The following is a 22201-nucleotide window of genomic DNA, read 5'->3' as shown; positions in this document are numbered from 1 at the left end:
GGAAAGGAGGGTGTCATGAACGGAATCGCCGAGCTCGTGGACCAGGTCGCCGACGGCCTGTCGCAGTTGCGCCAGCTTCTGGACGATCCATCGGCCCTCCCCCTCGCCACCATCACCCACGACATCGCGCGCCTCGAACGCGCGATGGACAAGAAGGCCTACCTGGACGCCGCCTTCGCGCAGGCGTGCGTGCTGGCGGACGCCGGAAAGCTGGTCGGCGCGAACCACCCGGACGCGTACCTGACCGAAAAGCTCGGCATCTCGCGCGGCGAGGCGTACAACCGCATCGCACGGGCGAAGGCGCTTTTCGATGCTCCGCCGGAGCCTCCGGAGCCTGAAGACTTCTTCTTCGAAGAGGACTGCACTGAAGATGACCGCCTTGCTGCCGAGGAGGCCGCGCGCAAGGCCGCCGAGGAGGAAGCGGAGCGCCGCCGCAAGGACCAGGAGGAGGCGCGCAAGCGTGCCGACGAGGTCCCGGCCGCCAAGCAGGACATCATCCGCCGCGAGCTGGACAAGCTGCTCAAGGCTGCCGAGGGCGAGCGGATGCGCATCTACGCCCGCGCGATGGAGCAGGCGAAATACCGCGACGAGAAGGACCTACGGCTGTTTGTGAAGCGCCTGGTCGCCGAGGCCAACAAGCCCCACGTGAAGGCGAACCCGAACGCGGGCTTTGAAAAGCGCGACGCCTCGCTGGGCAGGGAGAACGTGGACGGCACCTTCGACGTGACGCTGTCGATGACCCGCGCCGACTACGCGCTCTACAAGGCACTCACCGACAAGGGGTTGTCACCGAACTCCAACATCCCGGAGGAACTGCAGGGCGACCGGGACCCGCGCACGAAAGGTCAGCGCCGCTACGACCAGTACATGTCCATCCTGCGCCAGTACGAGGAGGGCCAGCAGGCCGCGAACGGCGGTGCCGCGTCGGTGGTCGTGTCCGTCACGCTCGACGACCTCGCCGAGGCCGACGCCAACACCCTGTTCCAAACCAACGTCGGGGTGGAGCTCGACGCCTTCGACCTGGTCCGGCTCGGAATGGACGGCACGAGCGACTTCCTGCTCACCGTCGACGGGCTTTCCGGGGTGCCGCTGCACCTGGGCCGGTCGCGGAGGCTCGCGTCGGTGGGCCAGCGCATCGCCATGTTCGCAGTCCAGGGGGTGTGCTCCTGGGCCGGCTGCACGACCTCCATGAGCGAGTGCGAGGCCCACCACATCATCTCTTGGTTGCGGTATGGGGCGACCGACATCGAGAACCTCACCGGCCTGTGCCCCACCCACCACAGGTGCAACAACGACCGCAGGGACGGCTCGTTCAACAAGGGCTACATGGACTACGACCCCGACACCGGCGGTGCCGTTTTGGTCAAAGCCGACGGCACCCGCCACACCAACACCACGGACCCCGCCATGCACTCGGCGGTCAACCGGATCAAGGCGAAACGAGCCTCAGCGTCGGCGCCGCCACCTGTGGAAACGCACTGGCCCACCTCCCCACCGCCGGGGCGCGCGGGTCATGCTGCCCATGCGAATCAGCCAAACCACCGTCCCAATCGCCCTGGTCACCGCATGCCGATGCGGCCCTAAAAGGCATTCGCCGCAGCCTGAATTAATCGTCGAAGGTGAGACCTTCGGCAGGGCCTCGCGCGCCGTCGCGCGTGCCTAGGCCGTTGCCGTCACTGCCTTCGTCGTCTTCGAGCTCCCCCAGCGCCTCCGCCACGCTGCGCCCGCGCCGCTTCGGGGGCGCCGAGGCACGCCCGCCGATCTTCGCGCCCTTGTGGGTCGCCGTCGCCCCGTACTCCTTCAACGAAAAGGCCGGACCGCCGTCGAGCTTTTCCACGGCCAGCGGCTGCATCCGGCCGGCCCGCACCGCGGCGGTAAGGGCGCCAACAACCAGCGACATCGGGTCGCCGACCCCGTCCGGAAACGTGTCGAAGAACGTGGTCATGGTCCTACCGCCGCGGGTGACGTGGGCGGCCAACAGCCCATCCACCAACACCACCATCGCGCCCGCCGAGCGGGTCGGCCCCTGCGCCGGCCACGGCAGCGCCGCCCCGTAGGGGTTCGCCGGGTCGGTCGCCGCCAGCACGTGGACGTGCGGCTCCCGGGCCCCCGAGGGCCAGCCGACCACGTCGTCGGAGTCCTGGTGGCCGCGCAGCCGGTCGATCGTCGCCGGGGTGGAAAACTGCGAGGCGCCGAGCCCCTCCACCAGGTAGCCGCGCATCGCCTTGCCGGACGCCTCGAACCCGGACAGCGTCTTGTAGGCCAGCGCGAACCCGCCGAGGATGTCCTCGGCGACCACGGAGCCGCGGGTGACAACCCCGTAGCGGTCCAGAAGCGACTCCCCCAAGGCCACCGACCGGCGCGTCGGGTCGCTATCAGGCGCAGGCGTCAGCGACCAGCGGCCCACCATGTCCGGCGGCACACTCGCCGCGAACGAGGTCCGCCCCGAGCGCACCCTGCTTCTCGACGGCCTCCGCCTCGCCCTGTGCGCCGCCTTGCCGCCAGCGAGCCGCGCCCGGATCGGCGCAAACGAGTCGGGGGCGAGGAAGCCGGCCTCGACCAGGTCCCACATGGCCTCGCGCAGCTCCTCGGTCGTGGTGGTGGGCTCGAGCAGGTCGGTGAATAGGAACCCGCCGCCGCGGCGCACCTTCTCCATCACCTGGGATTGGGTGAGCGACAGCAGCGGCTCGTCCACCTGCGGGGCGAGCTGGGCGGCGTAGTCCGCGGGCAGCAGCATGATCCACGGGTCGCGGGCGCCCGCCTTGCCTGCGCCGACGATGGCGATCTCGCCCGAGGCGGTCAGTTCGTCGAGCATCACCGGCGAGTAGTCGCCCACCCGGGCCGGCAGGATGTGGGACTCCCACGCGCTGGCCGGCAGCCGCACCCCGGCGAGCTGCTCCAGCACCGAATACACCCCATCGGCCCCGCGCAGCGCCGGCACCACGCCCACCGGGGCGACGTTCGACCACGCGGGCAGAAATCGTCCATAAGCAGACTGCGACACCGGCCTGGTTTGGGCGCGCGCCGCCGCCAGCGAGCGCGACCGGATGATGCGCAGCACCTCGGCCGCGACGTATTCCTCTTCCTCGACGCCCTGCCGGTAGCGGCCCGGGATGACCTTGTCCTTGTCCACCAGCGGCTGCAGCGCCGCGTGCGCCGCACCGACCGCCAGCCCGAACGCGTCGGCCAAATCACGCAGCGTGAAGGGCCCGCGGGTGCGCACCCAGCGGCCCACCAGCTGCGCCAAAGCATCGGGGATGGTCTGCACCTGGGCGGCGACGCCGGGTGGGACGGGCACGCCGAGGCCGTCGCGAAGCAGCGGCGCGTCCAGGGCTTGGGCAACGTGCTCGCGGCCGCCGATGCGCACCCGCATCATCCGCGCCCCCAGGGCCTGCTCCAACGACTCGAGGGGAACTTCGGTGTGGAGGCGGAGCTCGTCGATAGGCACGGGCCCCACGATGCGCAGCGTGTCGGCGAACTGCTCGCTCGTCGAAGCGCGCCCCAACCGGCGCAGCGACGCGTCCACCTCCGCGATGATGTCCCCGTCCAACAGTTCCCGCAGCTCAACGGTGCCGAGCAGCTTGGCCAGCAGCGACGGGTCCAGCGACAGCGCCGCCGCCCGCTTCTCCGCCAGCGGAGTGTCGCCCTCGTACATGAACGCGCCGGTGTAGTTGAACAGCAACGACGAAGCGAAGGGGCTGGGCTGGTCCGTGGTCACCTCGGCGATGCGCACCCGGCGCGTGTTCACATCCCGCATGACCTCCTGCAACGCGGGGAGGTCGTAGACGTCCTGGAGGCATTCGCGCACTGTCTCGAGAATGATAGGAAAGCTCGGATAATTGCGGGCCACATCCAGCAGCTGCTCGGCCCTCTGGCGCTGCTGCCACAGGGGCGCGCGCTTGCCGGGGTTGCGGCGCGGCAGCAGCAGGGCGCGGGCGGCGCACTCGCGGAACCGGGAGGCGAACAGGGCGGAGTTGCCCACCTGTTCGGTGACGATGTCGGCGATCTCGTCGGCGTCGAACTGGAAAATCGCCCCGTCCGGCTCCTTCTCTCCTTGTGGGAGTCGCAGCACGATGCCGTCGTCGCCCGCCACCGCCTGGGCGTCCATGCCGGTTTCCTGCGCGACCCGCCACCCGGTCGCCAACGCCCACGCCGCGTTGACGCCCTTGCCGAACGGGGTGTGCAGCACCACGCGCCAATCCCCCAGCTCGTCGGTGAACCGCTCCAGCACCAGCGTCGTCTCGTCGGGCAGGATGCCGGTGGCCTCCTCCTGCTCCTCCAGGTATTGCAGCAGGTTGGCCCGCGCCCGCTCATCCAGACTCGCATCCAAGGAGCTTTTTGCTTCTCGACGAAACGCGCCCAGCGCCTTGCCCAGCTCATAGGGCCTGCCCAGCCCGTCGCCGGTCCAGAACGGCAGCCGGCCGGTGTGCCCCGGCGCGGGGCTGACCTGCACCTGGTCGCGGGTGATGTTCTCGATGCGCCAGCTCGAGGCACCGAGGGTGAACACGTCGCCGACACGGGACTCGTAGACCATCTCCTCGTCGAGCTCGCCGACGCGGCGGGGTGCCTTGTCGTCGGCGCCGACGAGGAAGACCCCAAACATGCCGCGGTCCGGGATGGTGCCGGCGTTGGTGACTGCCACGCGCTGGGCGCCCGGGCGGGCCTTGAGGGTGGAGCCTTCGAGGATGGCGCGGGGCCGCAGTTCCGCGAAGTCCGTGGACGGGTAGACGCCGATGACCAGGTCGATCACCGAATCGAACACCTCGCGCGCCAGGTCCCTGTACGGCCAGGCGCGGCGCACGGTGTCGTACCACTCGTCGACGTCGAGGTCCTCCACCGCGACCGCCGCCACGGTCTGCTGCGCCAGCACGTCGAGCGGGCTGCGCGGGGTGTGCAGCTCCTCGATGAGGCCCTCGCGCATCCGCGGCACCGTCACCGCGGTCTGCACGAGGTCGGCGCGGTGCTTCGGGTAGAAGGTGCCCTCCGAGACCGCGCCGACGGTGTGCCCGGCGCGGCCCACGCGCTGCAGGCCGGAGGCCACCGAGGGCGGCGACTCCACCTGGATGACCAGGTCCACCGCGCCCATGTCGATGCCCAGCTCCAGCGAGGATGTGGACACCACCGCGCGCAGGGTGCCCTCTTTCAGCATGGTTTCGGTCTGGGCGCGCTCGTCTTTGCTCACGCTGCCGTGGTGGGCCCGGGCGATCACGTTGGCGGCGTGGCCGGCGGTGTCCACCGACTTCATCAGCTGCGCCGGCGGCCGGCGGGTCGGCGGCGACAGGGCCTCCGGGTCGTGCTCCTTCGCCCATAACTCGTTGAGCTGGCTGGTCAGCCGCTCCGCGGTGCGCCGCGAGTTCACGAACACGATGGTGGAGCGGTGCGCCATCACCTCGTCGTACACCGCGCGCTCGATGTGGGGCCAGATGGAGTTCACGGCGCCCGGCGGCGGCGCAGGCTCAGCTTCTTCCAGCGCGTCGTCGAAGACCGCGTCCCCGATCGTGGAGGCGTCCTCGGGCACGGAAAGGTCGGACATGTCGTCCACCGGCACCCTCACGTCGAGATGCCAGCACTTCTCCGCAGGTGGGTTGATGATGGTGGTCTTGGGCCCCAGAAAGTTCGCCACCGCCTCGATTGGGCGCACCGTGGCCGACAGGCCGATGCGCTGGAAGTCCCCCGCCAGCCGCCGCAGCCGCTCCAGCGAGAGCGCAAGGTGCACGCCGCGCTTCGTGCCGGCCAGGGCGTGGATCTCGTCCACGATCACCGTGTCCACCGTCTGCAAAATGCCCGCCGCCTTCGAGGTGAGCATGAGGTACAGCGACTCGGGCGTGGTGATCAAAATGTCCGGCGGCTTTCGCACCTGCCGGTTGCGCTCGGACTGCGGGGTGTCGCCCGAGCGCACCCCGACCGAGATATCGGGCATGTCGCGGCCCAGCTTCTGCGCCACCCGCGCGATGCCGGCCAGCGGCGCGCGCAGGTTGTTCTCCACGTCCACGCCCAGCGCCTTCAGGGGCGAGATGTAGAGGACTCGCACGCCGCCGTGGGTGGAGGCGGAAGCGCCGTCGATAGGCAGGGCTTGCTGCCCGGCGCGCTCCACCAACGAGTTCAGCGACCACAGAAACGCCGCCAGCGTCTTACCGGAGCCGGTGGGTGCGACCACCAGCGCGTTTTCGCCGTCGGAGATCGCGCGCCACGCCTGCTCCTGCACCGCGGTCGGCGCGGCGAATACGTCTCCGAACCACTGGGCCACCTGCGGGTGGAAGCGGCTGAGGATCGGCGCGTTCATCACGCCAACCTTAGCGGTAGAGTCGGGTGCATGACTGCTCAGTACTCGGATTCCCGGCTGACCAACCTCATCGCCGAGGGCACCGGCGAGATCCTCAAAGGCGTGCGCGGCGTGGGCCTGTTGCGGGGCCGCGAGCTCGGCGAGGCGGGCGACGAGCTCGCCCAAAGCTGGATCTCCAGGGTGCTTTCGCAGCACAGGCCTGACGACGGCTTCCTGTCGGAGGAAGCCGCCGACAACCAGGACCGCCTGTCCAAGGACAGGGTCTGGATCGTCGACCCCCTCGACGGCACGAAGGAGTTCGCCACCGGCCGCCAGGACTGGGCGGTGCACGTCGCACTCGTGGAGGACGGGGTGCCCACCCACGCCGCGGTGGGCCTGCCGGATTTGGGTGTCGTGTTCAAGTCCTCCGACGTCCGCCACGTCTCCGGGCCGTTCGCGGGCAAGGTGGCAATGTCGAGGAACAGGCCCCCGGCCGTCGCGAAGCATGTTGCCCAAGCCTTGAACTTCGCGGTCCAACCCGTGGGCTCCGCGGGCGCGAAGGCGATGCACGTGCTACTCGGCGACTACGACGCATACGTCCACGCCGGCGGCCAGTACGAGTGGGACCAGGCCGCGCCGGTGGGTGTCGCGCTCGCGGCGGGGCTGCACGCCTCGCGCCTCGACGGCACCCCGCTGCGCTACAACAACGCGGACACCTACATCCCCGATATTGTGATCTGCCGGCCCGAACTTGCCGACGACATTCTGGAGGCCGCCGCCCGCTACCACGACGAGCACGGCACCTTTGAAGGAGTAGCCAAGTGATTTCCACCCCGTACGAGGACCTGTTGCGCGACGTTTTAGAAAACGGCGCCGAGAAGGGCGACCGCACCGGCACCGGCACCCGCAGCGTGTTCGGCCGCCAGATCCGCTACGACCTATCCGAATCCTTTCCCCTGCTGACCACCAAGAAGGTGTACTTCAAGGGAGTCGTCGGCGAGCTGCTGTGGTTTTTGCGCGGCGACTCCAACGTGCGCTGGCTGCAGGACAACGGGGTGCGCATCTGGAACGAGTGGGCCGACGAAAACGGCGAGCTCGGCCCCGTCTACGGCGTGCAGTGGCGCTCCTGGCCCACCCCCGACGGCGGGCACATCGACCAGATCGAAGAGGTCCTGCGCACCCTGAAAGAGAACCCCGATTCGCGCCGCAACCTCGTGTCCGCCTGGAACGTGGCCGAGCTGGACAAGATGGCGCTGATGCCGTGCCACCTGCTGTTCCAGCTCTACGTCGCCGACGGCAAGTTGAGCATGCAGGTGTACCAGCGCAGCGCCGACATGTTTCTCGGCGTGCCGTTCAACATCGCCTCCTACTCGCTTTTGACCCACATGTTCGCCCAGCAGGCGGGCCTTGAGGTCGGCGAGCTGATCTGGACGGGCGGCGACTGCCACATCTACAACAACCACCTCGACCAGGTGCGCGAGCAGCTCTCCCGCGACGCCCGCGAGTACCCGCAGCTGCGCCTGCGCAAGGCCGCGTCGATCTTCGACTACGACTTCGACGACATCGAGGTTGAGGGCTACGACCCCCACCCCACCATCAAGGCGGAGGTGTCCGTATGACCCTGGGCGCAATCTGGGCGCAAAGCCTCGACGGCGTCATCGGCGACGGCGCCGGCATGCCGTGGCACCTGCCCGAGGACCTCAAGCACTTCAAGGAGACCACCCTGGGCAGCCCCATCATCATGGGGCGGCGCACCTGGGAGTCGCTGCCCGTGCGCCCGCTGCCGGGCCGCAAAAACATTGTGCTGTCCTCGCGCGAGGCCGACGAGTGGTCGGACGGCGCGTCCGTGTGCCGCGACATCCCGGACCTGGAGTCGGACGCGTGGATCCTCGGCGGCGCCCAGGTCTACGAGGCCACCCTGGACGAGGTGGATGTCATCGAGCGCACACTTATCGACGTCCATCCGGACCTCCCCGCAAACAAAGCCGTCCACGCGCCCCGCATCGACGACGCCTTCGAGCTGGTCCGCGACGGCGAGTGGCAGACCTCCACGACCGGTCTGCGCTACAAGTTCCAACGTTTTGAAAGGGTTTGACATGACCGTTGCCGCACCTGAGACCTCCTCGCACGTGACCATCTTCGCCGCGGAGTGGTGCCCGTTCTGCCGCAAGCTGCGCGAGCGCCTCGACCGCACCGAGACCCCCTACGACCTGGTCGACGTGGACGCCGACGGCATGGACGAGGTCAACGCCTGGATCGAGTCCGTCAACGACGGCAACCGCATCGTGCCCACCGTGCTCTACTCCGACGGCACCCACGCCACCAACCCTGAGGCCTCCGCGGTGCGCGCGAAGCTGCGCGAGCTCACCGGCGAGGAGTAATTAACCGCTGAAGTCTTTCAGCGCCGCCTCGGCGGCCCACCACCCGGGCATGCCGTGCACCCCGGCGCCCGGCGCCGTCGAGGACGAGGCCAGGTACAGCCCCTTGCGCAGCCGGTGCGGCTGGCGCAAGAGCAGCTGCGCCCCGTCCATGGCTCCGCCGGCGATGTCGCCGCCGACGAGGTTGGGGTTCCACGCCTCCAGCTCGTGCGGGGGCGTTTCTATTTTGTCCTTCACCACCCCGCGAAAGCCCGGTGCGAACCGCTCGATCTGCGCGGTGATCTTCTCCGCCACCTCGCCGGGGTGGCGCTCCCGGTAGCCGTGCGGAACGTGGGCGTAGGTCCACAGCACTAGACCGCGCGAGGGGTCGGCGGCGTACTGCTGCGCCGCCATCACGAACGGCCGCTCGGGCATGATACCCCTGGCCACTTCCCTTTCGGCCCGCACGATCTCGTCTGCGCTGCCTCCGACGTGCACCGTCGCGGCCTTACCTACCCTGGCATCGGCCCACGGCACCGGGGCATCCAGCAGGAAGTCCACCTTGTGTACGCCCGGCCCGTAGCGCCACCGGCGCATGGACCGGGCGCGGCGGGCGGGCAGCGACGTGCCGTCGAGAGGCAGCACCTGCTTCGGGGTGAGGTTGAGGATCACCGCGTCCGCGTCTGGCAGGGCACGGACTTCCTCGCCGCGGCGCACCTGACCGCCGTGCTCCTCGACGATCCTGGCCAGAGCGGCCGTGACCGCGCCAGAGCCTCCTGAAGCCACCGGCCACCCGCGCGTCATGCCGAGCGCGCCGAAGAGCAGGCCGAACGCCCCCGTAAACGGCCGCGCCGGCGAGGTGATCGCGTGCGTCGCACTGCCGGCAAACAGGGCGCGGGCCTCCTCGGTGCGAAACGCGGCCCGCCCCAGCGCGGTGGCCGGCCACAGCCCGCGCGCGCCGAACCGAGCCAGCGCGACCGGGTGGCGGGGCAGGCGCGGCATCGGCGCCAGCACGTCCTCGAGGAGTTCGTCGATGTGGCTCACAACGGGTGCGTGCAGCCGTTCCCACGCCCCGCCGTCCGCGCCGAGCCCCGCCGCCGTCTCCTCCAGCGAGCCCGCCAGCACCGCGGCGCCGCCGTCGAGCGGGTGCGCCATCTCGTACGGCGCGCGCAGCCAGCGCACCCCGTAGTCCTCCAGCCGCAGCGCGCGGAAGGCCGGGCTCGCGGCCCCGAAGGGGTGGCAGGCGGCGCCGAAGTCGACCAGCGTGGCGTCGTGAAGCATTTGTGTCGAAGCCGCACCCCCGACCTCACCCGAGCGCTCGAGCACCCGCACCCGCCACCCGCTGACCGCGAGGCGCGCAGCGGCGGTGAGCCCGTTGGGCCCGGCGCCGACGACAACTGCCAAAGGTTTCACCGTGCCAATGCTAGCTAGACTGCTGCCCATGAACGCGAAACAGATTGGTTGGGCACTGCACTGGGTCGTGCGCATGGCAGCGTTTGGGCTGCTCATACCGTACGCGGTATTCAAACTCGGGCTGATGCAGATGAGCAAGCCGGACTTCCCGGAGCTTTTGATCACCCTCGGCGAGAAATCCCCGATGGGGCTGCTGTGGACCTTCATGGGCTTCTCCCCCGTCGTGCAGTTCCTCGCCGGTCTGGCCGAATTCGTCGCCGCCATCTTGCTGCTGTGGCGGCGCACCGCGTGGCTCGGCGGGCTGATCGGCTTCATCGATCTGGCCGTGGTGTGGCTTCTGAACATGACGTTCGACGTGCCCGTGAAGATCCCCTCGGCCGTCCAGGCGCTGTTGTACCTGCTGGTGCTGGCGCCGTGGCTGCCGCGGCTATTCCGCTTCCTCGCAGGACGCGCGACGGAGGCCGTGGAGCCGCCGCGGGTGATCACCAACGAGAAGGTCCACCGCGTGACCCGCTTCTTCCCCGCCGTCGCCGCGGTGGTCGCGCTCGGCGCGGGCGGGTTCGTGATGGTCAACGGCATCCCGCGCGCGCTCGACCGCGAGGGCACCGAGCTTTCCGGCGTGTACGCGGTCGCCGGCGGAAACATCGAACCCGCGCCTGCGCTCGCGGATGACCGCCGCTGGTCCGAGATCGCGTTCGGCTCTTTCGACGGCTTCGAGGCCGGCAACTTCTACCGGGTCGAGGGCGAAACCCCGGACGGCGATTTCCATGGGCTCGCTGCCTTGCGACGAGCTTCCGGCGACCTCCACGAAGGCTTCTACACGGTGAACAGCGACCGCGTGATCATCCAGCTCACCGCGCCCATGACCGACGACGGCGTCAACGCCGCCCCGCGCGGCCCCATCGAGGAAACGCTGGAGTTCACCTGGCGCGCTGACGGGGATGCGCTCGAGCTTTCGCCTGCCGACGGCACCGCCGACGCCTTCGAACTGACCCCCTCCAAGTTGGGCACCACCCTGCTGGACCGGCCGTTCACGTGGGTTTCCCCGCCGTTCAACCGATAATTGGGGCGGGGGAGGCGGCGCGTGACCAACTACTTGCCGTGTTTCTTATTCCATCGATACCTGCGGAAGTGAAAGATCGGCAGGATAAAGACGTAGTACACGCCAAGAGTCCAGGCGACTGGAATGAGCATGTTTGAAAGCCAAGTGCCGGAACCGTCGTTAACAGGAAAAACACAACGTACATGGCGATTACAGCGAGAGGCACGATAACGAAACTCTGCCACCATGGCGGAACCCATGGCGCTCCATTTTCCTCTCGCGCGGCAAGTGCCCCGCCGAAGCCCATTTCAAACCTGGATCCCATTCAGATACCTCCTCAAGACAGAAGTGCCGAGATGCCCTCGGAGAGGATCTCACGTGGGCTGGTGTGGTGCGCCGCATGGAGGCGCGCATAGGTCGGGGCCTGCTCCGGGTCGATGGCAACGCGCCTTTCGTCGGGCGCCATGGGAGCGGTCAGGGCGGCGCCGATCACTAGGTTTGATAACCGGTAGGAAGTTCCCAACGGATCCGGAGCGCCCGCTCGCTCGAGCAGCACGCACATACGTTCAGAAAGCGCCAGGTACGCAGGGCCCCTGGGTGCCCGCATCCCGATGACTTGGCCTGCCCACCGGTGGGCCGTGAGATGCGAGAAAAAGTCTTGCATCAGGGTAGACAGGTCGGCGTTGCGGATCGATTCGTTCATCACGGGATCGTCTGCAAGCGCTGTGTCGAGGGCGAGGTCAAACAAGTCGTCGACTGATTCGACGCGGGAATACAAGCTGGCGGGAGCGACCTCCACCTGCTGCGCCACAGCCCTGAGGGTGAGCGCTCTCAATCCACCTTCATCCAGCAGTCTCACCGAGACCCTCGCAATCTCCGCAATGTCCACGGCGCGGTGGCGTTGCACAGGTTTTCGGTGTTCCCAGTAGCTCACCCCACCAGGCTAACCAAACATGCCCGCAGCAACTATCCGTCCTATGTTAGTTTTGCAGCATGCTGGATGCCACGAAGCTCCCGATCGTCCATGAGGGCACGCGCTTACGGCCCCTCTCCGAGCTGGACGCGGACGCGTACGCAAGCGGAACCAAAGATGAAGCCGTGCTGCGCTTCGGCCACTTACCCGAACCCGACTACACCCCCGAATCCGTGCGACGGTTGATCCGCGGAGAGATCGCGGCGGGCCTCTCGTCTGGCACGCTGGCGGTCCTCGCACTTGCCAACGCCGCGACGAACCAGTTCGTGGGCTCCCTAGTACTTTTCGACGTCAGCCCCGAGGCCGCCGAGGTCGGGTTCTGGATCCATCCCAATGCGCGAGGAAATGGACACGCCCGCCGGGCGCTCGAATTGGCATCGCGTTTCGCCCGCGACAGTGGGCTTCGGACTTTGACGGCACGCACGCTTCCAGAGAACGAGCCTTCCCAGCGGTGTTTGACCAGTGCAGGATTCCGCGAGACCGGGAGAAGCGTAGGAACCACGCCCGCGGGGCTGCAGGAGGAGTTGCTCCATTATCAGCGCGACCTCGCGCCTGCCCACCAGTGGCCGTTGGCGACGGAACGGCTCCAGCTCCGACTCCACGAACGAGGCGACGCCAGTTGGCTCCACAACCTTTATGCACAACCTGACGTTGCCCGCTACCTGCTGGACGAGCCGTGGACCGCGGAAGTCGCGCGAGAAAAGCTCGGCGAGCGCCTAGCCAAGACCGGTCTCGACGACGAGGCCGGCGCGCTCGCACTGGTCATCGAGCATGACGGCGCCCCCATCGGAGACGTCGCACTGTGGCTCACCGATAAGGAGCACCGCCAGGGTGAAATCGGATGGGTTCTGAACCCGAAGTTTGGAGGACAAGGTTTCGCCAGCGAAGCCGTCCGAGCGGTCCTTGCCCTCGGGTTTGACCACTATCGCCTCCACCGCATCACGGCACAGATGGATGCGCGCAATAACGCCTCAGCAGCACTCGCCCGCCGCGTCGGGCTCAGGCTCGAAGCGCATCACGTCCAGGACTGGTACAGCAAGGGCGAATGGACCGACACCCTCGTCTACGCGCGGCTTGCCTCAGAGAGCTAAAACCAATGAACGCCTCTACCCGGCAATGGAGGCCATTCGAACAATCCCCAACCCAGCTAGTTCGCGTCCATCCTGACTAGTCCCCCTCTCACTGTTTTTGAGTCCTCATCTCACGGTTCAACGGATAACGAAGCCCCACAAAACCAAAAGCGCAGGCCCGTTGGTCTTTCAGCGGACAACCACAAGCTCACCGCGTTCCCCTACCGATGCCCTGTGCACATAGAGCCCAAGTGTTTTGACGCTTGCCGCTTCACAGATCGCACCACCTGGAACACGATTTTCCAGGTGACCCGATCTAACAACGCTGTGCGAGAACATCCACATGCGGCCTAATGCCGGCCACGCATCGAGAGTGAACAGAGATTGCTTGAAAGCCAGCCGACTTCAACTGTTTTAGCAGCTCTAGCTCTGACCAGTAGTAAGCCTCAGTAATTGCATGCTCGAACGGAGCCCCTTGTTCCCCCAAAAACGCTCCGAGAAGAAGAGATCCACCTGGCCTAAGAGTCCTAGCAAATTCGCCCAGAACCAAGCCCCAGTCATCTGGCCGCAAATGAATCAATGAGTACCAGGCAAGAATCCCTCCGAGACTGGAGGCCTTAAGGGGCAGATTCGACAAGTCACCCAAAACGAAGTTGGTGGAAGGAAATCTATTCTTCGCAATCTCAATGAACTCTGGGACCATATCTAGCCCGACTACTTCACATTTCAAAGTTCGCAGTAGGTCCGTCCAGTGTCCGGGACCCGACCCCGCATCCAGCACCGGACCATTGACCATTCTCCCCCATTCAGAAATGAGTGCTACGTCTTGCGGACTCATATTCTGAATGGACCCCAAGGCCTCAACGTATTCGGGAGCGCGCTTTGCATACGCATCCCTTACGACGTCGTACAACGTGCCTCCGTCAACTCCATGCCAATCGCGTGACAATTGGAAAGTCTAACCCAATCCCAACAGTGCGTTTCTGGGTAAACGCAATCGAGAATCAAGAGATGAATGAAAGCAAGCTACCCTCTGACGGCGACATCCGTGCAGACACGGAGCTCTCACTTTAGGACGGGCAGATAGGGAGCCCCTTCAAGAGAGGCAATGTCGTCCTCGGGGAGTTTCCTGAAATGAATCAAAAGTTAACCGAAACCCCCGCAAAAAATTTGCGCCCCAGAGAGGAATCGAACCTCCGACACCGGCTTTAGGAGAGCCGTGCTCTATCCACTGAGCTACTAGGGCAATGGCGTAAGAGTACCGCAGCGGTTGCCCGCGCCGAAAACAGGCTCGCAAGCACTTCCGCCGCAACCTACGGTCCGGTAGGGTTTGAGCGAAAAGCCCCCTACCCTGCGAGGCGCCCATGACTGCCCTGAAAACCGGCCAAGTCCAGCGCACGTATGTGGTCGCGGACCGCGGCGACCGGCCAGCCGTGCGCGGCTGGTTCCACCTCGTCGCCGCCGCCCTGTCGGCCATCTCCTCGGCCGTGCTGATCACGTTCGGCTGGATGACCCTGCCGTGGCCACAGGCCCTCGGCGTGACCATCTACGGCGCCGGCGTGGTGCTGCTGTTCGCCGTCTCCGCGATGTACCACCGGTGGCCGCGGCGCTCGCCCGGGGCGGTGATGTGGTGGCGCCGAGCCGACCACGCCACCATCTCCGTGTTCATCGCCGCCACCTACACCCCGCTGTGCCTGATCGTCTTCGAGCCGCACACCGCCGCGATCATGCTGGCGGTGGCGTGGGCGGGAGGCATCGGCGGGGCTGTGCTCAACCTGGTGTGGATCAACCACCCGCGGTGGCTCGACGTGGTGGTCTACGTGGGGCTGGGCTGGATCATCGTGCCGCTTTTGCCAACACTGTGGAGCTCGGCCGGCCCCGCGGTGGTGTGGCTACTGTTCGCCGGCGGCGTGGTCTACACGCTCGGCGCACTGGTGTACGGCTTCAAGTGGCCGGGGCGCTCTGCGCGCTACTACGGCTACCACGAGCACTTCCACACCGCGACCGTCGTCGCCGCCGTGTGCCACCTCGTCGCCATTTGGATGGTGGTTGTGGGCCACTGAGACTAGAGTGGCGCATGTGACTACCTTCAATCGCCGCACATTCCTCAAGTCCGCCGGTGCAGCAGCCGCCACCGCCGCGCTCGCCGGCAGCGCCTCAGCTGCCCTCTCCCCCGCCGCCCAGGCGCAGCAGCGCCGGGTGCTTGGCACGGTGGTGGACTATTCGGCTGGCGTGCCGTCGGCAAGCGCTGTGAAAGCCGCGGGCCACATGGGCGCGGTGCGCTACGTCTCCGACCGCCGCCCCGGCGCCGAGTGGATGCGCGGCAAGCCGGTGACCATCGGCGAGACCCGCGACTACAAGGCCAACGGCCTCGCCGTCGCCTCGGTGTACCAGTTCGGCCGCGCCGAGACCGCCGACTGGAAGCGCGGCGCGCTCGGTGCCGCCGCCCACGCGCCGAAGGCGATGGCGCTGCACACCGCCGCCGGCGGCCCGCAAGGCCGCCCGATCTACGTGGCCATCGACGACAACCCCACCCTCGACCAGTTCAACAACCAGATCAACCCGTACCTGAAGGCCATGGGCACCGCGTTCAACGCGGCCGGCTACCAGCTCGGCGTGTACGGCAACTACTACACCATCGCCTGGTGCCTGGAAGACGGCATCGGCTCCTACTTCTGGCAGCACGACTGGGGTTCCCAGGGCAAGATCCACCCGCGCGCGAACCTGCACCAGGCGCGCGGGCAGCAAGCAACTATCCAGGGGATTCAGGTGGACATCAACAACGTCTACACCTCCGACTGGGGCCAGTGGACCCCGGGGCAGGCCTCCACGCTGACAAACATGACGCCGGACGACTGGTCCAACCTGCTCCAAGGCAGCAGCCAGCTCTCGTCGTCGCTGTTCAGAAGGTAGCGCAACAAAAAATGGCCCGGACAAACCGGGCCATTTTCTATTGCCAACTCAAGCGGCGCTCTAGTGGTCGACGGGAGCTTCGACGCCGACGCCGGTCAGGGAGCGGACCTCCATCTCCGCCTGCAGCTCGTCGAAGTTGTCCGGCTTGCCCAGGTAGGTGCCGACGATGCCGGCGAGGAAGCCGAGCGGGATGGACACCAGGCCCGGGCTGGTCAGCGGGAAGATGGACCAGTCGGCGTTGGGGAACATCGCGGTCGGGCTCCCGGAGACCGCCGGCGACAGGGCGATCAGCACCAGCGCGGAGATCAGGCCGGTGTAGATCGACGCCACCGCGCCGGTGGTGTTGAAGCGCTTCCAGTACAGGGAGTACAGGATGGTCGGCAGGTTCGCGGACGCCGCGATGGCGAACGCCAGGGAGACCAGGAAGGCCACGTTCTGCTGCATCGCCAGGATGCCCAGGACGATGGCGACGATACCCAGGATCACCACGGTGATGCGGGAGACGCGGACCTGCTCTTCTTCGGTGGCCTGGCCGTCGCGAAGCACTGCGTCGTAGACGTCGTGGGCGATGGAGGCGGAGGCGGTGATGGCCAGGCCGGCGACCACCGCAAGGACCGTCGCGAAGGCGACCGCGGAGATCAGCGCCATGAAGATGGAGCCGCCGAGCTCGAATGCGAGCAGCGGGGCCGCCGAGTTCGCGCCGCCGGGGGCGGCGAGGATGCGGTCCGGACCGACGAAGGCGGCTGCAGCGTAACCCAGGATCAGAGTGAGCAGGTAGAAGGAACCGATGAGCACGATCGCCCAGGTCACGGACTTACGCGCCTCCTTGGCGGTGGGCACGGTGTAGAAGCGCATCAGCACGTGCGGCAGACCCGCGGTGCCGAGCACCAGCGACAGGCCAAGGGAGACGAAGTCCAGCTTGGTGGTGGTGGTCTTGCCGTATTTCAGGCCCGGCTTCATAATATCCTCGGCCTGGTAGCCCTTCTCCGCGATGTAGCTGGAGGCAGAGTGGGTGTCGATGGCCTGATCGAACACGGCGGTCAGGCCGCCCTTAGCCATAATGAACGCCAGAACCGACATGATCAGCACGCCGGCGATGAGCAGCACGGCCTTGATCATCTGCACGTAGGTGGTGCCCTTCATGCCGCCAACGAGGACGTAGATGATCATGATCACGCCGACGATGCCCACGCAGATCGCCTGCGCGGTAAAGGAGTGCAGGTTCAGCAGCACCGACACCAGCGAACCGGCGCCGGCCATCTGGGCGATCAGGTAGAACAGCGACACAAACAGGGTGCCGAACGCCGCGGCGACGCGCACCGGCTTCTGGCGCAGGCGGAACGACAGCACGTCCGCCATGGTGAAGCGGCCGACGTTACGCAGTGGCTCGGCCACGAGCAGCAGCGCTACCAGCCACGCCACGAAGAAGCCGATGGAGTACAAAAAGCCGTCGTAGCCGTTGAGCGCGATTGAACCGACGATGCCGAGGAAGGATGCGGCGGACAGGTAGTCGCCGGCGATGGCGAGGCCATTTTGCGTGCCACTAAACGACGCACCGCCGGTGTAGAAGTCCGCGGATTCGCTTGTGGTCTTGCTGGCGCGGGTCACGATGTAGAGCGTGACCACGATGAAGGCGCCGAAGATGGCGATGTTGAGCAGCGGGTTCCCGGTTTCTTGCCCGGTTTCGGCTGCGAGCAGGTGGGTCTGCATGGTTTAGCCCTCCATCTCTTCGCGGATGTGAGCCGCGCGCGGCTCAATGTTCTTGTTCGCCCACTTCACGTAGATCCAAGTGATCAAAAACGTGGTGAAGAATTGCGCCAAGCCGAGCCAGAGCCCGACGTTGAGACCCAGGAAATCCTTGGCCATCACGTCGGGGGCGAAGGTGGCGAAGACGACGTAGAAGACGTACCAGAGGAACGCCGCGATCATCACCGGGAAGGTGAATCCGCGGAACGTGCCTCGCAGGTCCTGGAATTCGGGGCTTTGCTGCATGGCCACGAACTCGTCAGGAGTTGGCTCGCGGCGTTGCGGGACAGCGGTGGAACCGGCCATGGCCTCGATCCTTTCTAGTGCACGGGAATTAGGTCTTTGCCGCGCCGGCAGTATGTGATCTCCGACTCAACAATGTGAATGTAACCTACCACACAGTCACATGTTGGTTGTTCCGTAAATCGCTTTAATTTTTCTCCCAGGAAAAATCGCAGCAATGCAAAACCGCCCGGTCGCAATAAACGCGGCCGGGCGGTTCTTCATAAATCCCCTACCCCGGGAAAGTCAGCGGGTCGCCCGAGAGGCGCTCGCCTGCGACCCCATCAAGGGCGGCGACATCCTCGCTATCCAGCGTGATGCCCACCGCGCCGAGGTTTTCCTCCAGGCGCTTTGGGTTGGCGGTCTTCGGCACCACCGAGCAGCCGAGCTGCATCAGGTAGGCCAGCGAGACCTGCGCCGGGGTGGCTCCGTGCTTGTCGGCCACTGCCTGAATGGCCGGGTCGTCGAAGTTGCCGCCGCGCGCGAGCGGCGCCCACGCCTCGGTCACGATGTCGTGCTCGTCGTGGTAGGCGCGCAGCTCGGGCTGGGTGAACCCGGCGTGCAGCTCCACCTGGTTGAGCACCGGGGTGATGCCGGTGGCCGCGATGATCTCGTCGAGCACCTCCGGGTAGAAGTTGGCCACGCCAGCGGACTGCAGCCGGCCCATGCCCTGCAGTTCCGCGATCTGTTCGAAGGCCTTGACGTAGGTGCCGTGCTGCGGCCACGGCCAGTGCACGAGGTAGAGGTCGATGAACTCCAGGTCGAGGCGCTTGAGCGACTCGTGGTAGGCCTCGGCCACGCGCTCCTGGTCGTCGTTCCACAGCTTCGTGGTCACGAACAGTTCTTCGCGCGTGACGTCGCCGGCTTTGATCGCGGCGTTGATGGCCTTGCCCACCTCGACCTCGTTGTCGTAGAGCGCCGCGGTGTCGATGTGGCGGTAGCCGAGCTCGATGGCGGTGCGCACGATGGGCTCCACCTCGTCGCCGGTCAGCTTGTACGTGCCCAAGCCGAGGAGGGGGAAATCGTAGCCGTCGTTAAGTGTGGTGACCGGGATGCGCATGGCAGCCTCCTAGCTGGCGTCGAGCAGGTCAATGATGAACACGAGGGTGCGGCCGGACAGCGGGTGCCCGCCGCCCGCGGGGCCGTACGCCTTTTCCGGCGGGATGGTCAGCTGGCGGCGGCCGCCGACCTTCATGCCGGGGATGCCTTCCTGCCAGCCCTGGATCAGGCCGGTGAGCGGGAAATCTGCGGCCTCGCCGCGGTCCCAGGAGGAGTCGAACTCCTCGCCCGTTTCAAAGTCCACGCCAAGGTAGTGGACCTTGACAAAACCGCCGGCCACGGCCTCTGCGCCCTCGCCGACAGTGATGTCCTCAATGACGAGGTCTGCAGGCGCCGGGCCCTCCGGCTTGTCGATGAACGGCTTCTCCATAACGTTGAAACTCCTTGCAAATTACGTGGGCAAGTTGTGCGGCCCAATACAAAACCGCCGAGAACTTCCTCCCGAAAGTATAAGGGAAGAGCAGTTCTCGGCGGTGAAGCGCCGAAGCATGCAGCTTATCGACGCCCTCCGGTTGGCCTAGAGGTTGGCCTAGTGCCCGAAACTAGCGCCTGAAACTAGCGCTGGTCGCGCGGCACGAAGTCGCGCTGCTGGTAGCCGGTGTAGATCTGGCGCGGGCGGTTGATCTTCGTGTTCATCTCGAGCTGCTCGCGGTACTGGGCGATCCAGCCCGGCAGGCGGCCGATGGCGAACAGGACGGTGAAGAAGTCCGTCGGGAAGCCCATGGCGCGGTAGATCAAGCCGGTGTAGAAGTCCACGTTCGGGTAGAGCTTGCGCTGGATGAAGTACTCGTCATTGAGCGCGATCTCCTCGAGCTTCATGGCCAGGTCCAGCAGCTCGTCGCCGCCGAGGTGCTCGAGCACCTCGTGCGCGGTGTCCTTGACGATCGCGGCGCGCGGGTCGTAGTTCTTGTACACACGGTGGCCGAAGCCCATCAGGCGCACGCCCTTTTCCTTGTTCTTCACGCGGTTCATGAAGTCGGTGGCGTCGCCGTCGTGGTTGTTCTTGATGTCCTCGAGCATCTCCAGCACGGCCTGGTTTGCGCCGCCGTGCAGCGGGCCGGCCAGGGCGTTGATGCCGCCGGCGATGGAGACGAACATGTTGGCCTGGGCGGAGGCGATCATGCGCACGGTGGAGGTGGAGCAGTTCTGCTCGTGGTCCGCGTGCAGGATGAGCAGCTTGTCCAGGGCCTTGGTCAGCACCGGGTCGACGTGGTAGTCCTCGGTCGGGTAGCCGAACATCATGCGCATGAAGTTTTCGCGCGGGTTCAGGGAGTTGTCCGGGTACATGTACGGCTTGCCACGGGATGCGCGGTAGGCGTAGGCGGCCAGCATCGGCACCTTGGCCATCAGGCGCACGGTCGCCTTGTCCAGCTGCTCCTCGTCCAGCGGGTCGAGCTGGTCCTGGTAGTAGGCGGAGAGAATGTTCACCGAGGAGGCGAGCACGGCCATCGGGTGGGCGTTGCGCGGGAAGATGTTGAACGCGGCCTTGAAGTCCTCGTCCAGCAGGGTGTGGTGGCGCAGCTCGGAGTTGAAGTTCTCCAGCTCGTCGGTGGTGGGCAGCTCGCCGTTGATCAGCAGGTAGGACACCTCGTTGAAGGTGGCGTTTTCCGCGAGGTCGGCGATGTCGTAGCCGCGGTAGCGCAGGATGCCTTCGTCGCCGTCGATGTAGGTGATCTTGGACTCGGTGGAGCCGGTGGAGACGTAGCCGGGGTCGAAGGTGACCAGGCCAGTCTCGCCGAGAAGCTTGCCCAGCACGACGCCGTCGTTGCCTTCGGTGGCGCGCATGATGTCCATCTCATACTCGCCGCCCGGGTAGTGGAGTACGGCCTTGTCCTTGTTCTCAGTAGCCACTGATTTCCCCTTCCAGGTAGTTTTCTCGGCTGTCTTTGGGATACCTCCCGGCAACCTGTTTTTACGTAAGGCACTGTATCAAAGTTTGTGACGCGTCTGACAACAATGGCAACTGCCTGGACACACCACAGACAACCGGCGGGTACGCCCGGTGGCGCGAACCTGTCCGTTAAGCTGGTCGCGTATCTGCCCGGCGGAAAGGTGACGTATGCGCGAGCTGCACTTCTTGGAAGAAGAGTCGACGGAGACGTTTTTCGTCCTCCGCGACGATAACGGGATGCGCTACCAGTTGGCGCGCACCGAGCTTGAGCCCTCGCTTCTCGACGGCGCCCCCGTCACCGATTCCGTCACTGCCCCCGCCACCCCCCCCGACGACAACGGGCCGGCCCCACTGGAGGACACCGCCGATGCACCCGGGACCGAGGCCGCCGACGTAGAGGAACCCGCCGCGCCCGAGCCGGCACCGGTGGAGCGCTCCCTGCCGGAGCCGGACCCGCTCTACGCCACTCCCCTGTCCATGCGCCCGAACGAGATCCAGGCGCGCCTGCGCGCCGGCGCCACCGCCACCGAGCTGGCCGAGGAGATGGGCGTGGCCGAAAGCCGCCTGGATGTGTACGCCCACCCGGTGCTGCTTGAGCGCGCCCAGGTCGCGGAGGCTGCGAAGCAGTCCCACCCGGTGCGCGAGGACGGCCCGGCGAAGCAAACCCTGTTCGAGATCCTGGCCACCGCGTTTGCGGCCCGCGGACACTCGATCAGCGACGCGGAGTGGGACGCCACCCGCGAGCAGGGTGACAGCTGGGTCGTCCACGTCACCTGGAAGGCAGGGCTGACGGAGAACGAGGCGCTGTGGACCTTCAAGCGTTCCATGGGCTCCGCCGCCCAGGCGGAGGCGCGCAACGCCATGGCCGCGGACCTGACGGACCCGGATTTCGCGCAGCCGGTGCGCTCGCTGTCCGCGGTGCGCGCGGATGAGGCCGCCGACTTCGACGTGTACGACCCGACCAGCCCCACCGCCGAGCCCGAGGCAGATGTCACGGAGTTGCCGGTGGAGGGCAACCCGGAGGTCGTCGATACGCGAGACGATGTGCTCGAGGGCGACTTCCTGCGCCACCCGGACGAGGACGAGCAGCCGAAGAAGCGCCGCCGCAAGGCTGTCACCCCGCACTGGGAGGACGTGCTGCTGGGGGTCCGCACGAACACCAAGCGCCCGAAGCGCTGAGCGCATTAGGATGT

The 22201-nt window shown here is 66.6% G+C and carries 19 protein-coding genes and 1 tRNA gene; 10 read left to right on the top strand and 10 right to left on the bottom strand.

Annotation, left to right across the window (positions count from 1 at the left end; genetic code table 11):
• The first annotated feature begins 15 nt into the window (after positions 1 to 15).
• The gene (locus MHX64_RS00190) at positions 16 to 1584 is read left to right on the top strand and encodes an HNH endonuclease signature motif containing protein (RefSeq protein WP_239355680.1); all 1569 of its coding nucleotides are present in this window, start codon (positions 16 to 18) and stop codon (positions 1582 to 1584) included.
• 22 nt (positions 1585 to 1606) lie between these two features.
• On the opposite strand, the gene MHX64_RS00185 is transcribed toward MHX64_RS00190, so the two are convergent.
• Positions 1607 to 6283, bottom strand: coding sequence for an ATP-dependent helicase (locus tag MHX64_RS00185; RefSeq protein ID WP_239355681.1), 4677 nt, complete (start codon positions 6281 to 6283; stop codon positions 1607 to 1609).
• A 30-nt stretch (positions 6284 to 6313) separates the two neighbouring features.
• On the opposite strand from MHX64_RS00185, the gene MHX64_RS00180 reads away from it, so the two are divergent.
• From MHX64_RS00180 to MHX64_RS00165, 4 genes are read left to right on the top strand one after another with little or no spacing between them, the layout of a single operon-like run.
• A complete protein-coding gene (locus MHX64_RS00180; protein ID WP_239355682.1) occupies positions 6314 to 7087 on the top strand; it encodes a 3'(2'),5'-bisphosphate nucleotidase CysQ in 774 nt (257 codons plus the stop codon).
• Positions 7084 to 7881 (top strand): thymidylate synthase, encoded by a 798-nt coding sequence (locus tag MHX64_RS00175; protein ID WP_239355683.1) that lies wholly within the window; start codon positions 7084 to 7086, stop codon positions 7879 to 7881. The genes MHX64_RS00180 and MHX64_RS00175 overlap by 4 nt, the downstream gene beginning before the upstream one ends.
• On the top strand, positions 7878 to 8357 hold the full coding sequence (locus tag MHX64_RS00170) for a dihydrofolate reductase (RefSeq protein WP_239355684.1): 480 nt from the start codon (positions 7878 to 7880) through the stop codon (positions 8355 to 8357). The genes MHX64_RS00175 and MHX64_RS00170 overlap by 4 nt, the downstream gene beginning before the upstream one ends.
• Position 8358: 1 nt before the next feature.
• The gene (locus MHX64_RS00165) at positions 8359 to 8643 is read left to right on the top strand and encodes a mycoredoxin (protein WP_126858355.1); all 285 of its coding nucleotides are present in this window, start codon (positions 8359 to 8361) and stop codon (positions 8641 to 8643) included.
• Here the strand turns inward: MHX64_RS00165 and MHX64_RS00160 are convergent, their stop codons facing one another.
• Entirely contained in the window at positions 8644 to 10062 is a 1419-nt protein-coding gene (locus MHX64_RS00160; RefSeq protein ID WP_239355685.1) for an NAD(P)/FAD-dependent oxidoreductase, read from the bottom strand.
• Here MHX64_RS00160 and MHX64_RS00155 point away from each other — a divergent pair.
• Complete coding sequence (locus MHX64_RS00155; protein WP_239355686.1) at positions 10061 to 11095, top strand: hypothetical protein; 1035 nt, start codon at positions 10061 to 10063, stop codon at positions 11093 to 11095. The genes MHX64_RS00160 and MHX64_RS00155 overlap by 2 nt on opposite strands.
• Before the next feature lie 316 nt (positions 11096 to 11411).
• Here the strand turns inward: MHX64_RS00155 and MHX64_RS00150 are convergent, their stop codons facing one another.
• The gene (locus MHX64_RS00150; protein WP_239355687.1) at positions 11412 to 12008 is read right to left on the bottom strand and encodes a TetR family transcriptional regulator; all 597 of its coding nucleotides are present in this window, start codon (positions 12006 to 12008) and stop codon (positions 11412 to 11414) included.
• Positions 12009 to 12067: 59 nt separating this feature from the next.
• Here MHX64_RS00150 and MHX64_RS00145 point away from each other — a divergent pair, with 59 nt between their 5' ends.
• Positions 12068 to 13138 carry a GNAT family N-acetyltransferase gene (locus tag MHX64_RS00145; RefSeq protein WP_239355688.1) on the top strand — a complete coding sequence of 357 codons (1071 nt, stop codon included), beginning with the start codon at positions 12068 to 12070 and terminating at the stop codon, positions 13136 to 13138.
• Between the two features lie 295 nt (positions 13139 to 13433).
• Here MHX64_RS00145 and MHX64_RS12020 read toward each other — a convergent pair whose 3' ends face one another.
• A complete protein-coding gene (locus MHX64_RS12020; protein ID WP_370643372.1) occupies positions 13434 to 13913 on the bottom strand; it encodes a class I SAM-dependent methyltransferase in 480 nt (159 codons plus the stop codon).
• A 377-nt stretch (positions 13914 to 14290) separates the two neighbouring features.
• A tRNA-Arg gene (locus tag MHX64_RS00140) sits at positions 14291 to 14363 on the bottom strand.
• Between the two features lie 118 nt (positions 14364 to 14481).
• Here MHX64_RS00140 and MHX64_RS00135 point away from each other — a divergent pair.
• Positions 14482 to 15180: a hemolysin III family protein gene (locus tag MHX64_RS00135; RefSeq protein WP_239355689.1), complete on the top strand. Its 699-nt coding sequence runs from the start codon at positions 14482 to 14484 to the stop codon at positions 15178 to 15180.
• A 16-nt stretch (positions 15181 to 15196) separates the two neighbouring features.
• Positions 15197 to 16030, top strand: coding sequence for a DUF1906 domain-containing protein (locus MHX64_RS00130; protein ID WP_239355690.1), 834 nt, complete (start codon positions 15197 to 15199; stop codon positions 16028 to 16030).
• A gap of 60 nt (positions 16031 to 16090) precedes the next feature.
• On the opposite strand, the gene MHX64_RS00125 is transcribed toward MHX64_RS00130, so the two are convergent.
• From MHX64_RS00125 to MHX64_RS00105, 5 genes are all read right to left on the bottom strand, one after another.
• A complete protein-coding gene (locus MHX64_RS00125) occupies positions 16091 to 17740 on the bottom strand; it encodes a cation acetate symporter (RefSeq protein WP_239355691.1) in 1650 nt (549 codons plus the stop codon).
• 3 nt (positions 17741 to 17743) lie between these two features.
• Positions 17744 to 18082 carry a DUF485 domain-containing protein gene (locus MHX64_RS00120; RefSeq protein ID WP_181890168.1) on the bottom strand — a complete coding sequence of 113 codons (339 nt, stop codon included), beginning with the start codon at positions 18080 to 18082 and terminating at the stop codon, positions 17744 to 17746.
• A gap of 208 nt (positions 18083 to 18290) precedes the next feature.
• The gene (locus MHX64_RS00115; protein ID WP_239355692.1) at positions 18291 to 19118 is read right to left on the bottom strand and encodes an aldo/keto reductase; all 828 of its coding nucleotides are present in this window, start codon (positions 19116 to 19118) and stop codon (positions 18291 to 18293) included.
• A 9-nt stretch (positions 19119 to 19127) separates the two neighbouring features.
• Positions 19128 to 19487, bottom strand: coding sequence for an FKBP-type peptidyl-prolyl cis-trans isomerase FkpA (fkpA, locus tag MHX64_RS00110; protein ID WP_181890170.1), 360 nt, complete (start codon positions 19485 to 19487; stop codon positions 19128 to 19130).
• A 185-nt stretch (positions 19488 to 19672) separates the two neighbouring features.
• The gene (locus MHX64_RS00105) at positions 19673 to 20968 is read right to left on the bottom strand and encodes a citrate synthase (protein ID WP_239355693.1); all 1296 of its coding nucleotides are present in this window, start codon (positions 20966 to 20968) and stop codon (positions 19673 to 19675) included.
• Positions 20969 to 21176: 208 nt separating this feature from the next.
• Between MHX64_RS00105 and sepH the strand changes: the two genes are divergently transcribed.
• Entirely contained in the window at positions 21177 to 22187 is a 1011-nt protein-coding gene (gene sepH, locus MHX64_RS00100; protein ID WP_239406307.1) for a septation protein SepH, read from the top strand.
• Positions 22188 to 22201 lie beyond the last annotated feature (14 nt).

The organism is Corynebacterium sp. ACRPZ (assembly GCF_022346205.1).
In the GTDB taxonomy this organism is placed as follows: domain Bacteria; phylum Actinomycetota; class Actinomycetes; order Mycobacteriales; family Mycobacteriaceae; genus Corynebacterium; species Corynebacterium lehmanniae.
The sequence above is the reverse complement of the archived record's forward strand: the minus strand, read 5'-3'. Positions and strand labels throughout refer to the sequence as shown.